The 12,042-nt window shown below is 37.2% G+C and carries 11 protein-coding genes; 5 read left to right on the forward strand and 6 right to left on the reverse strand.

Features of this window, described 5'->3' with window-relative positions; all coding sequences use genetic code 11:
* Window positions 1-61: 61 nt before the first annotated feature.
* Genes K350_RS0103975 through K350_RS0103985 form a run of 3 tightly spaced genes read right to left on the reverse strand, consistent with a single transcriptional unit; the run spans window position 62 to window position 4,148 of the window.
* Window positions 62-1,237 (reverse strand): acetyl-CoA C-acyltransferase, encoded by a 1,176-nt coding sequence (locus tag K350_RS0103975; RefSeq protein WP_028978792.1) that lies wholly within the window; start codon window positions 1,235-1,237, stop codon window positions 62-64.
* Window positions 1,238-1,279: 42 nt separating this feature from the next.
* Window positions 1,280-3,682, reverse strand: a complete 2,403-nt coding sequence (locus tag K350_RS0103980; protein WP_028978793.1) for a 3-hydroxyacyl-CoA dehydrogenase/enoyl-CoA hydratase family protein — start codon at window positions 3,680-3,682, stop codon at window positions 1,280-1,282.
* 1 nt (window position 3,683) lies between these two features.
* A complete protein-coding gene (locus K350_RS0103985; RefSeq protein ID WP_028978794.1) occupies window positions 3,684-4,148 on the reverse strand; it encodes a MarR family winged helix-turn-helix transcriptional regulator in 465 nt (154 codons plus the stop codon).
* A gap of 137 nt (window positions 4,149-4,285) precedes the next feature.
* Here K350_RS0103985 and purU point away from each other — a divergent pair, with 137 nt between their 5' ends.
* The 5 genes from purU to porM all read left to right on the forward strand — a co-directional run bounded on the left by purU (window position 4,286) and on the right by porM (window position 8,979).
* Window positions 4,286-5,122 carry a formyltetrahydrofolate deformylase gene (purU, locus tag K350_RS0103990; RefSeq protein ID WP_028978795.1) on the forward strand — a complete coding sequence of 279 codons (837 nt, stop codon included), beginning with the start codon at window positions 4,286-4,288 and terminating at the stop codon, window positions 5,120-5,122.
* A 36-nt stretch (window positions 5,123-5,158) separates the two neighbouring features.
* A complete protein-coding gene (locus K350_RS0103995) occupies window positions 5,159-5,773 on the forward strand; it encodes a hypothetical protein (RefSeq protein WP_028978796.1) in 615 nt (204 codons plus the stop codon).
* 71 nt (window positions 5,774-5,844) lie between these two features.
* On the forward strand, window positions 5,845-6,462 hold the full coding sequence (locus tag K350_RS0104000) for a hypothetical protein (RefSeq protein WP_028978797.1): 618 nt from the start codon (window positions 5,845-5,847) through the stop codon (window positions 6,460-6,462).
* Between the two features lie 190 nt (window positions 6,463-6,652).
* Window positions 6,653-7,186: a DUF2867 domain-containing protein gene (locus K350_RS0104005; protein WP_037573916.1), complete on the forward strand. Its 534-nt coding sequence runs from the start codon at window positions 6,653-6,655 to the stop codon at window positions 7,184-7,186.
* A gap of 197 nt (window positions 7,187-7,383) precedes the next feature.
* Window positions 7,384-8,979: a type IX secretion system motor protein PorM/GldM gene (porM, locus tag K350_RS0104010; RefSeq protein WP_028978799.1), complete on the forward strand. Its 1,596-nt coding sequence runs from the start codon at window positions 7,384-7,386 to the stop codon at window positions 8,977-8,979.
* A 59-nt stretch (window positions 8,980-9,038) separates the two neighbouring features.
* On the opposite strand, the gene K350_RS0104015 is transcribed toward porM, so the two are convergent.
* From K350_RS0104015 to K350_RS0104025, 3 genes are all read right to left on the reverse strand, one after another.
* On the reverse strand, window positions 9,039-10,235 hold the full coding sequence (locus K350_RS0104015; protein WP_028978800.1) for a serine hydrolase: 1,197 nt from the start codon (window positions 10,233-10,235) through the stop codon (window positions 9,039-9,041).
* Between the two features lie 134 nt (window positions 10,236-10,369).
* Window positions 10,370-10,543 (reverse strand): hypothetical protein, encoded by a 174-nt coding sequence (locus tag K350_RS32250; protein ID WP_156026919.1) that lies wholly within the window; start codon window positions 10,541-10,543, stop codon window positions 10,370-10,372.
* Window positions 10,544-10,569: 26 nt separating this feature from the next.
* Window positions 10,570-11,913, reverse strand: a complete 1,344-nt coding sequence (locus K350_RS0104025) for an APC family permease (RefSeq protein ID WP_028978801.1) — start codon at window positions 11,911-11,913, stop codon at window positions 10,570-10,572.
* Window positions 11,914-12,042 lie beyond the last annotated feature (129 nt).

The following is a 12,042-nucleotide window of genomic DNA, read 5'->3' on the forward strand; positions in this document are numbered from 1 at the left end:
AAAAATATTTAATAGGATTTCATCCTAAGTCCTTCTCCCGAAAGAAAAGGACTTTAATTTCTTACAGCATTTCAAATATGCCGGCGGCGCCTTGACCTGTACCAACACACATGGTAACCATGCCGTACTTTTTATTTCTTCTTTTCAACTCATTGAAAATCTGAACAGACAACTTAGCTCCTGTGCATCCCAGAGGGTGGCCTAATGCGATCGCTCCGCCGTTTACATTCACTTTATCAGGGTTAAGACCTGTTTCTCTGATCACAGCAAGAGACTGACTTGCAAATGCTTCGTTCAGTTCTACAAGGTCAATATCGTCAAGCTTCATACCAGCCATTTTCACAGCCTTTGGTATTGCATCGATCGGACCGATACCCATAATTCTTGGTTCTACCCCAGCAGTGGCATAAGATACCATTCTTGCAATCGGCGTTACATTAAGCTCCTTCACCATCTTTTCAGACATTAGCAATAAAAACGCTGCTCCATCTGATGTCTGAGAAGAGTTCCCTGCAGTAACGGATCCGTTTGCTGCAAATACGGGTTTTAGTTTATTAAGAGAAGCTATGTTTGTATCAGCTCTCGGACCTTCGTCATTTGCAACTACATATTCTCTGGTCTTTTTCTTTTCGTTCTCATCAAGATAAGTTTCCTTCACTGTGATAGGGACAATGTCATCTTTAAACAAACCGTTCTTGATGGCATTCAACGCTTTCATGTGCGATTGAAAAGCGAAATTATCCTGATCTTCTCTTGATACTTTATACTGATCTGCAACTGCTTCAGCTGTTAATCCCATTCCCCAGTAGTAGTCTGCGTGCTCTTTTGTCAGTTCGTAGTTCGGAACGATCTTCCAACCACCGAAAGGTATAGGACTCATACATTCCGCTCCACCGGCAATAATACAATCTGCCATCCCTGCACTGATTTTAGCATGAGCGATTGCAATTGTTTCAAGACCTGAAGCACAGTACCTGTTGACTGTCATGCCTGGAACTTTTACCGTATTTAATCCCATCAGAGAAATCATTCTACCAATATTCAATCCCTGCTCAGCCTCTGGTGTTGCATTACCCACTATCACATCATCTATTCTTTCTTTGTCAAGACTGGGAACAGAATTAACAAGATGTTTAATTACTTCTGTGGCAAGATCGTCGGGGCGAAAAAATCTGAATACTCCTCTTGGAGCTTTCCCCACTGCTGATCTGTAACCTGCTACTATATATGTATTCATAGTCGTTGGATTTAAAATTTTAGTAGTTTCAATAATTACCTCTTAGTTTCTAAGAGGTTTACCGCTTGTAAGAATGCTTTGAATTCTTTCAAGCGTTTTCTTTTGTCCTGTCAGAGAAAGGAATGCCTCTCTTTCGAGGTCAAGCAGGTATTGCTCAGATACAAGGGTTGGAGCAGAAAGATCTCCGCCGCACATTACATAAGCCAATTTCTCAGATATCAATTTGTCGTGCTCGCTGATATAGCGACCGGAAACCATTGAATTAGCTCCTGCAAGGAACATACCAAGACCATTTTTACCAAGCACTTTAATATCTCTTCTTTGCTTAGGTTGAGAATATCCTTCTTTTGCAAGTTCAAGTACTTTGTTTTTTGCATCTGTTATTACTCTGTTAGCATTTACAGAGATGCCGTCCTGTACTCTCAGATATCCCATTCTCTTTGCTTCGTGTGCTGAAGTTGCAACTTTCGCAGTAGCAATATTCATATAAGCATTTTTTAAAGAATTTAATTGAATATCGCCTTCTTCATAAGCATCAGACACTCGCAATGTCATTTCTTTTGTACCACCACCGGCAGGAATCAAACCTACGCCGAATTCAACGAGGCCGATATAAGTTTCCGCATGTGCCTGAATAGCGTCTGCATGAAGACTCATTTCACAACCACCTCCAAGTGTAAGTCCATGTGGACAAACAACTACAGGGATTGAGGAATACCGGGCTCTCATCATGGTGTTTTGGAAAGTACGGATCATGAAATCGATTTCATCGTATTCTTGTTCGATCGCATACATTAAAAGAAGTGCAAGGTTCGCTCCAGCAGAGAAGTTCGGAGCTTCATTAGCTATTACCAGACCTGCATAATCCTTTTCAGCAAGGTTGATGGCCTTGTTAATACCTTCTATTACCTCACCTCCAAGTGTATTCATTTTTGTATGGAACTCAAGGTTCAGAACGCCATCACCGATATCATACAATGAAGCGCCAGTATTTTTCCATACAACTTTATTTCCTTTAATATTTTCAAGGATTATAAAGTCTTCTGTTCCCGGAATCTCTTTGTAAGATTTTGAGGGGATATCATAATACTTTCTCTTTCCGTCTTCTACTTTATAGAATGATTTGTTTCCTCCAGCTATCAGATCATAAACCCACTGAGCTGGGTTTTTACCAAGCTCTTCCATTACTTTAAGACCTTTTTCAAGACCTACAGCATCCCATGTTTCGAAAGGACCAAGTTCCCATCCGAAGCCTGCTTTCATGGCATCATCTATTCTATATAACTCATCAGAAATTTCAGGTATTCTGTTTGTTACATATCTGAAAATTCCTGCAAAAGATTTTCTGTAAAACTCCCCTGCCTTATCCTGACCTGCAAGCAAAACTTTCATTCTGGTTTTAAGATCATCAATGGTTTTTGTTTGCTCGAGGGTTGGGAATTTTACTTTTTGCTGAGGAGCATAATCCATTGTCTTTAAGTCAAGAGAAAGGATCTCAGTTTTTCCTTCAGCACTTTTTGATTTCTTATAAAAACCTTGTCCTGATTTGTCTCCATACCATTTCTTCTCATCCATCACTTTCAGATAATCCTTAAGTTTAAAGGCATCTTTAGACTCATCATTTGGAAGACCTTCATAAAGGTTATTAGCTACCTTAATTAAAGTATCAAGACCAACAACATCAGCAGTTCTGAATGTTGCAGATTTGGGTCTTCCGATTACCGGGCCAGTAAGTTTATCTACTTCATCTATATTCAAACCTAGGTCACCCATTACATTCAGCACTTCCATGATGGAATAAATACCTACTCTGTTTGCTATGAAAGCAGGAGTATCCTTACACAGTACAGTGGTCTTTCCAAGGAAAAGATCTCCGTAATGCATCAGGAATTTTACAACTTCCGGATCAGTCTTTTGAGTAGGAATTATTTCAAGAAGTTTTAAATATCTAGGAGGGTTGAAGAAGTGCGCACCGCAGAAGTTTTTCTGGAAATCTACGCTTCTTCCTTCTGCCATTAAATGAATCGGAATACCGGAAGTATTAGAAGTCACAAGCGTTCCGGGCTTTCTGAATTTCTCTACACTTTCGAAAACAATCTTTTTAACATTCAGATTTTCTACAACAACTTCAATGATCCAGTCATAACTTCCAATCTCCTTCATATTATCATCGAAGTTCCCTGTGCTTATTCTCTTCTGAAAATCTGCATCATATAAAGGTGCAGGGTTTGATTTGATGGCTGTTTGCAAAGCATCGTTAACGATCCTGTTTTTTACCACCTTACTTTCTAAAGTTAAACCTTTAGCTTTTTCTGCGTCATTAAGTTCTTTAGGTGCGATATCCAGTAACAACACTTCCACTCCGATATTTGCGAAATGGCAGGCGATTCGTGAACCCATCACACCAGAGCCCAATACAGCAACTTTCTTGATTTTTCTGGTCATACTAAAAAGTGTTAGTGTTTTCGGTTTTATTATTATAAATTTCTTTATGATCGATAATACTATTTATTTTTTCCGCGACTTCAAAAAATACTTTTAATTTTTCTTCCGGAATCTCCTCACGCACAACCTGATTAAACCTTCTGACAACCTTCTTCGCCATCTCCTTTTTCTCTTTGCCTTTTTCGGTCAGAAATATCTTCACAAGCCTTTTATCTTTTTTGTCTTGTACTCTGCGGATCAATTCACTTTCTTCCAGACCTTTCAGCATTCGGGTAAGGCTTCTCGGCTCCATTCCGATCAATGGACCAATTTTCGTAGCCGGAGTTCCTTCTACATTATCTATATACAAAAGGACATAACCTATTGACGCTGTGTACCCAAATTTTGCAGCCTGCTCATTGTACATCCTGGAAATTGCATGCCAGGTAGTCTTAATATGGAAACAAACCGTTTGATAAGGCTTCATAACTCTGGTTTTTTTGGTAGAAACGCATAATCGGGAAAAATGTTATGCATGCATACCATTTTTAAATAAAACAAAATCATCCAACAAATCATTCTTTTCTCCCTTAAATGCGTTTAATTTTGCAAAAATATAGTTTCATGGAAAACACGATTTTGCTGATTGACTGTCCTGACGAGAAAGGACTGATTTTTAAGATAACAGGGTTATTATATAAAAACCATCTTAACATTATAGAGAACTCTGAATTTGTAGATAAAAACAGAGGTTGGTTTTTTATGAGAACGGAGTTCACAGGTTTCTTTCCTGAAAAACCTCTTTTAGAAGAATTAAGGGAAATTCTCCCCACAGGATCAACAATTAAGCTCACTCAAAAAGAACAGAAAAAAGTTGTACTAATGGTTACTAAGGAACACCACTGCCTGAGTGACTTGCTTGTGAGAAATTATTTTAAAGATTTGAACATGTCTGTTGAAGCAGTGATCAGCAACTACATGATTCTTGATAAGATAGCTTCAAAGTTTGATATTCCTTTTTATTATGTAAGTCACGAAAACAGATCAAGAGAAGACCATGAAAAATATATTCATCAGGTGCTTTCAGAGTTGGACTTCCAATATATAGTGCTTGCGAAGTACATGCGTATTCTCTCCCCGGAATTTATAGCAAAGTATCCTAACCAGATCATCAACATCCATCATTCATTCCTTCCTGCATTCATAGGTGCGAGTCCTTATGCTCAGGCTTTCGAACGAGGAGTAAAAATCATAGGTGCTACTGCACATTTCGTAAATGAAGATTTGGACCAGGGCCCCATCATTGCACAAAACATTCTTCCGGTTGCTCATTCCCATAGCGCTTCAGACATGGCCCTTGCAGGAAAAGATGTAGAAAAGAATGTTCTTGCAAAAGCACTGAAGCTTGTATTTGAAGAGAGAGTTTTTGTGAGCGGAAATAAGACTGTAATATTTGACTAACTTTAACTTTTAATTTGATAATTTTTTAAAGATATCATGACAGCTTTTAAAATTTATATAAAGTATTATCTACTTTATTTGCTTTTAATTATAACGCCCAAACTGGCATTCTCGCAGCAAACCGATCAACAGAAAACAGAGGCATTACAATTCTTAAAGGATCAGAAGCAAATAACAATAAAATTTGATTATTCAGACTTGAAAATAAGAGAATTTCCTGAAGCTGATTTTCTTGAAGAAAAGATGGAAGAAAAAGAATCCCGCAGTGAAGGTGCTGGAGAACGGTGGCTAATTTCTTGGAAGCAGGACAAGGAACAGAATTTCCCAAGGAAATTTATGATACTTTTCAATAAGTATCTTGCCAAAAAAGGTTTGAAAACAAGCGACAATGCTACACCCTATACATTAATAGTTAAAACCTTGAAAATAGATCCCGGGTGGATAAGCGGAACGATAGTAGCTCAACCAGCGGTTACAGATTTTGAATTTTACTTTGTAAAAACTGATTCACCTGAAGTTGTTCTTTGCAAATTCAGATTAAGCAATGTAGAGGGATCAGCTGATTATGACGCCGGGAAGAGAATGCAAGAGTGCTATGCAAAAGCAGGGAAACAACTTGCGAAGTATATAGCAGAATATGCATTTAAATAATAGTTACTATTAATGAATTCCAATACTAAAATCTACTATCACATTTCCTTACATTCTTGAAAGTTTAATCTATGCTTAATAAAATTTCCCTCTATACTCTATTATTAATCTGTATTTCCATCCCCTGCTTTTCACAGCAAATCTATCAGGAAAAACCTGGAGGACTTTATATTCTCAAAGGAGAAACCACTTTGAATCTGCGCTTCGATTATCGAGGAATGATGGTCGGCGATATGACAGAAGAAGACTACCTAGGACAAAAACGTGAAGAGAAAAATGCAAGGTCAGAAGGAAAGGGAGATTATTGGGTACAACAGTGGGAGCAAAATAAGTCAGAAGACTTCCCTAAAAGATTCGAGGTATTATTTAACAAATACATGCAAAAGAAAAATATCAAAGCTGAAAAAAGTGTTGATGCTACATACACTCTTATTGTCAGAACTGTAAAACTAGATCCGGGGTTCTATACAGGCACAATAGGGAGCCAGCCTGCTTTGGCTGATATTGATTTTTATTTTGTTAAATCAGATAATCCTGAGGTTGTACTCCTCAAGCTTAGAGTAAAAAATGTGGAAGGTGCCTCTGCATCTGGGTTCGGCTCTTTTGATGCTGGTGTAAGAATGGAGGAATGCTATGCCAAAGCAGGCAAAATGCTTGCTAAATATATTCTTGAAAATGGGAAATACTAAACTTATAAATATTGACTGTCTTTATATGCCATTACTTTTTAAACATATGATTATCTAAATTACTATGAAATAGTTATTCGACTTAAGGTAAAGTAAATTGCATATCTCTTTTGAATAAACTACTTCAGCCTAAAGAGCTTGCATAATGAAAAATTCGGGACTATTTTAGTCCCGAATTTTTTTCCTAATCATGAAGGCCCAAAAAACAACATCTCGGGAAAGTGCTTTAATCAATCAAAACTTCCCTTTTGCAGATTACTCTGACTCATATAAAACAGAATTCCACTCTGCCTATCAAATTACTGTCAATGACCTTGTCTATGCCTTCTTCGACTCTTCCCCCAAATGGATTGAAAAACTATTTGCCCTTAGGAATACTGTTGTTAAAATATTTGGCCTGAAAGTTTCTGAACTTAACGACAGAAAGGGTCAGAGAGAACTCTTCAAAGTTGAGAAGGGAAATGGCCTTGGACTGTTCAAGGTCTTTGATAAAAACGACAATGAGGTAATGCTCGGGGAAGACGATAAACATCTTGACTTCAGAGTTTTGTTTCACCTTATAAAAAACGGAAATGATCATTATGTATTCACACTTACGACTCCTGTAAGATTTCATAATGCCTTCGGAAGATTCTATTTCACTATTATAAAACCATTCCATCAATTCATAGTACCGTCTATGATGAGTAGTATTGTTAAGAAAGTAACTACCAATAAAAACTGAATTCACTGATTATCTGTCAGATTATTAAGGAATGAATTCCGAAAAAATCATCTTCCATCCTTCTCTCAGAAAAAAATCTTTTTTTATCCTGTATCTTTTTCTCCTATCTGTATTATGAGGTCGAAGATGAAAATTCTTCAGTCATGACTTAAAACGGCGCGCCATTATTATTTGTGGAAACTTAACACTATACTAATATGGCAGGATCTAAAGAAACACCAAGACAAAAGATGATAGGTATGATGTACCTCGTCTTAACCGCATTGCTTGCACTTCAGGTAAGTTCGGCATTGATATATAAATTCCAGTACCTCAACGATAGTCTTGAAAAGACTGTATCCGAAACAAAAGAAATCAGCAGTGAAAAACTTAAAAACATTGCATCTGCAGTAAAACAGAAAGGCAATAAAGCGGATGAAGTAAAACTAAAAGAAGAAGCTGAAGCTATCTCCCAGAGAACCCGTGACCTTGTTACATTCATAGATAATCTGAAAAAGGATATGATTACCAAGACCGGAGGCCTGGAAGAAGACGGAACTTTGAAAGGAGCTAAAGAAGAAACAGAGGTTGAAGTGATCATGATCGGTGCGGCAAAAAATGGTAAGGCTTATGAGCTTAAGAAAAAATTGAATGATTATGTAAGCTTCGTAAATGAACGTTCGGATAAAAAATTCGGTGCTATCGCTCTTGATGCATCTGAAGATCCCTTACTAAAAAATAATCCGGACCAAAGGAATAAAGATTTTGCAGAGTTGAACTTTGGACAAACACCATTAGTCGCGGCACTGGCAGCCTTAAGCGAAATGGAATCCAGAGTGGTAGGTATTGAAGCTGTTGTACTAGATGCCAAAAGTAAAAAGCTTGATGCAGATGAATATAAAGTTGATGAATTAATACCAATGGTCCGCACAGGAACTAAAATTATACCTGCAGGTATGAAGTATGAGGCCGATGTATTTTTGACCGCCATTACCAACTCAGACAAGCCTAAAATAAGTGTTGGAAATGCTGATCTTGTGGTAGATAATAATGGAGTAGGGAAATTTTCATTTACTGCAAGTGGTGGAAACTACATTGGAGGAGAGATTAAAAAAACATGGACTGGAAAAATAAAAATTAAAAAGCCCAACGGACAGGACACTATCTATACCATCACGGAAGAATATATAGTTACCGAGCCCGTGATTCAGGTCGAGTCTGCAACGCCACCTGTACTCTATAAAAACTGCGGCAACAAGTTGAATGTACAGGTTCCTGCTCTTGCTAACAATTATAATCCGGACTTCAAGGTAGAAGGAGCAAGTGTAACCAAGGGTTCTAAAAAAGGTGAAGTGATGGTCGTTCCGACAGGAAGCATTCCTATAGTCTCTCTAAAAGTAAATAGCAACGGCAATTATATTGGAGAACAAAAGTTTACAATAAAGCTTATTCCGCCCCCAACGGTTGAAGTAAGAGTGAATGGCAGGGTCATAGATCCTCGTGTGGGAGTGGAAGCAAAAACTGTCAGAAATATCAGCGTAAGGATGGTACCCAATCCCGATTTTCAAAGAATGCTTCCTCAAGAAGCTATCTATAACATTACTGAATGGTCTATGTCCGTGGGACGCGGAAGAAGAGGTAGTCCTTCAAAAACTTTCAAGTCGACTACCATTAGCGTTAACGATATTGGCACACAACTCAACCCAAACGACAATATAATCATTGACATAAAACAAGTTAAAAGAAAAAATTATAAAGGTGAACTTGAAGAAGTTAAGATGCCTGATAAACCTGAGGTGGTGACTCTCTACTAAGAGAGCTAAAAAGAAAGAGGACCGTTAGGGCGGTCCTCTCTGCTTTTTTTAGGGTTACTTTATTTGACAGTTATATCTTTGATTCGAATTTCGTGATAATAAATCAATTTACCTAATTCTTTTAAAAAAGGATACCCATTTTCTTTATATTCATATCCTTCTTCGCTTAAAATATCTTTGCTGTTTGTATATAAAACAGCGGATACAAAAAACTCAACATCCTTCTCTTTGTCTTGAATATAGGCGCAATCAGCGATGAAGCCAAAATCAAAACCTGCTTTGTTATAAATTCTTAATCCATGCGGAAGACTATCTTTCGATGCTCCTGCAAATAAAAATTTTTCCTGAGTATCATAAATCTTTTCATCATTCATCCATTCCAATATACCTGCTTCTTTCGGATAGTATCCTAATGCTGTCTTAAGAAACTCAAAATCCTCTGCACTAATATTGAATCTATTCTCCAGTGCTGTTTCTCCAGGATAAATTACAGAGATAAGCATTCTGTGGGCTTCACTCAGTGGAAAGTTGTTACTGTTATGAAAATCTTTCGCTACTCGTACAAACTTCTTTCCGTCGATGTAGCCAGTTCCGATTTTAGTTTCTTTAGTCGGATTAGTAAACTTTTTCCTGCAAGTCACTTTCCCACCTTTATATAAAGTCTTACCAAGGCTATCGGTAACGACATACGGACCAGTGGTTCTGTTTTCTTCTTCGCTACCAATATTAAACCTTTGAATTATACGGGTCTTCTTATAGCCCAGTTGTTCCAGCCTGCTATTGATATACTCCTGACCGAGAAATTCATAAAGACGATTGAAGGCATTCTTATCATTCAGAACCAACATCCTTATGATATTCTCCCGGATTGTCACAGGTTTTTCTTTCTTTGAAATATATGGCGCTAATACTTTCAGGTAGGAATCTTTGGAAAGTCCGTTTGTATGGAGGCTATTGATTTTTTCAAGAGCGAGAGCTGCAATTGGCAGTTTAACAAGAGTTGCAGGATAAAAATACTCATCATCATTAATTCTGAAATCAGAAGCAACAAATGCTAATTTACCTGCAGAATCTTTCCGCACCTGAGTGTAAACGACCTGAACCCTGAATTTATAGGGATGTTGAACCACCCTTCTGATAGCAGCAGTTGTATCTTTATGCAGAAGAAGTGTGATATTTTCATCCTGAGCAAAGGCTGTAACAGAAGAGAAAAGCAGCGATGATAAAATTCCTTTGAAGATCACTTTACTTTTCATTAGTTATAAACATTTTATTTATTCCTAAATCAGAATTTACTTACAAATGTTTAAACCTTACCATGTTTTCTTAGTACTGCAACCTATACTATGTTACATTTAGTCTTCTTAATATTAAAAGATGGTTAAAAAGTTCATTTAACTTCAAGGTATGCCTGCATAGGCTCATCTATTTTTAAAGTATCTTGTTTCTTCTGCTGTTCCAGGCTGTCTTTATCTGGCTTTTCTTTTTTGGTATCATTCGTGCAAGCATAGAATAACACTATAAAGGCTGACAGATAATAAAAGAACTTTTTTGCTTTCCACATAACTAATTAAAAATTGGTTTAACAACTTAGAAAATTTCTATAGCTTCTTTCTTCTGATGATTTTTTCTATTCACAATAAAGTAAAGTAAAACACCAATTGCAACAGTAATCACACCAGCTAATGATGCTCCACTCTTTTCCTTTCCCAGATAAAATAACATCCAGCACTGCTGTGCAATAAAAATAATAGGTACCAGAGGATACCCCCAAGTCTTATACTCCTTTTTATCTCCGATTTTATTTTTCGTTTTAAATCTGAAAATAAAAACCCCGGCAACTGTGAGTATTGAAAATAAATTGATAGTGAAACCTATATAGGTAATTGCAGACTCAAAAGTAGATGTATAAATAAGTATAAGCGCAATAAATGATTGAAGCAAAATAGCAAGCCATGGAGATTTAAATCTATTGCTAACTGAGATTTTCTGAAGAGCGGGATAATCTTCACCCATTGTCTGAGTTAACCTGGGACCGGTGATTATCAAAGCATTTACAGAAGCTATTAACCCAACTGAAATCAATAGGGCAACCAGTTTACCTCCTAATCTACCAAACACTCTAATGCCTGCGATGAAACCTATCTCTACTCTTCCTGCCAGTTCTTCTAAAGGTACATTATACAAGAAAACAAAATTCAACAGTACATATAACACCAGCACGATCAATGTGCCAAAGAATAACGCTCTGGGTAGATTCCTTGTTGGTTCTTTAACTTCACCTGCAATGTAAGCAGCGGAATTCCAACCGGAATAAGCAAAAGATGCATAAATTAAGGAGACAGCAAATGCGGGATCTATAATGGCATTAAAATCTTGCTGGTCAAAAGTAACTTCAAAATGCTTCGATTCTACAAAAAAACATCCAACATAGATAAATACGGCAACAAGAACTACATTAAAGATCGTAGCCAGATTATGGATCCTACTGCCAGTCTTTAATCCAAATAGGTTAAGAACAGTAAGGACAATTATAAGACCTGTGGCTAAGATCTCATTATCCATTTGATAAACTTTGGAAATATAAAAACCAAAAGCCATTGCTGAAACTGCGATAGGTGCTGCAAAACCAACAGTCAGAGAAATCCAGCCACTCATAAAACCAACAAGAGGGTGATAAATTTTTGACAGATAGTGATACTCCCCTCCTGATCTGGGCATATGTGTGGCAAGTTCGGCATATGTAAGTGCGCCACAAATAGTAACTACTCCACTAATAAGCCAAAGCAGGAGCAATGCAGAAACAGATTTCACTCCTGCTGCCTGGAATCCCAGACCTGTAAATACCCCTGTTCCAATCATGCTTGCGACAACCACGCAAATAGCACTGATAAGACCGATTTTATTTTTCTCTTTATTGGCGCCTTCTTCCATAGTTTCCTAAACTAAGAAATCTCAGATTAAAATACATATAACATTAACACGCATAAAATAGTCATGATTAGCGAGATGAGCAACTTGAGATTTATAAATGAGAGACTCTTTTTAGTTACTTAATATGGT

It is taken from the genome of Sporocytophaga myxococcoides DSM 11118 (assembly GCF_000426725.1).
Lineage (GTDB): Bacteria > Bacteroidota > Bacteroidia > Cytophagales > Cytophagaceae > Sporocytophaga > Sporocytophaga myxococcoides.

Bases quoted from the DNA above. Each gene is read 5' to 3' on its own strand.
- K350_RS0103975 (WP_028978792.1), bottom strand. From the start codon at position 1,237: ATGAATACATATATAGTAGCAGGTTACAGATCAGCAGTGGGGAAAGCT.
- K350_RS0103985 (WP_028978794.1), bottom strand. From the start codon at position 4,148: ATGAAGCCTTATCAAACGGTTTGTTTCCATATTAAGACTACCTGGCAT.
- K350_RS0104025 (WP_028978801.1), bottom strand. From the start codon at position 11,913: ATGGAAGAAGGCGCCAATAAAGAGAAAAATAAAATCGGTCTTATCAGT.
- K350_RS32250 (WP_156026919.1), bottom strand. From the start codon at position 10,543: ATGTGGAAAGCAAAAAAGTTCTTTTATTATCTGTCAGCCTTTATAGTG.
- K350_RS0103980 (WP_028978793.1), bottom strand. From the start codon at position 3,682: ATGACCAGAAAAATCAAGAAAGTTGCTGTATTGGGCTCTGGTGTGATG.
- K350_RS0103995 (WP_028978796.1), top strand. From the start codon at position 5,159: ATGACAGCTTTTAAAATTTATATAAAGTATTATCTACTTTATTTGCTT.
- K350_RS0104015 (WP_028978800.1), bottom strand. From the start codon at position 10,235: ATGAAAAGTAAAGTGATCTTCAAAGGAATTTTATCATCGCTGCTTTTC.
- porM (WP_028978799.1), top strand. From the start codon at position 7,384: ATGGCAGGATCTAAAGAAACACCAAGACAAAAGATGATAGGTATGATG.
- purU (WP_028978795.1), top strand. From the start codon at position 4,286: ATGGAAAACACGATTTTGCTGATTGACTGTCCTGACGAGAAAGGACTG.
- K350_RS0104005 (WP_037573916.1), top strand. From the start codon at position 6,653: ATGAAGGCCCAAAAAACAACATCTCGGGAAAGTGCTTTAATCAATCAA.
- K350_RS0104000 (WP_028978797.1), top strand. From the start codon at position 5,845: ATGCTTAATAAAATTTCCCTCTATACTCTATTATTAATCTGTATTTCC.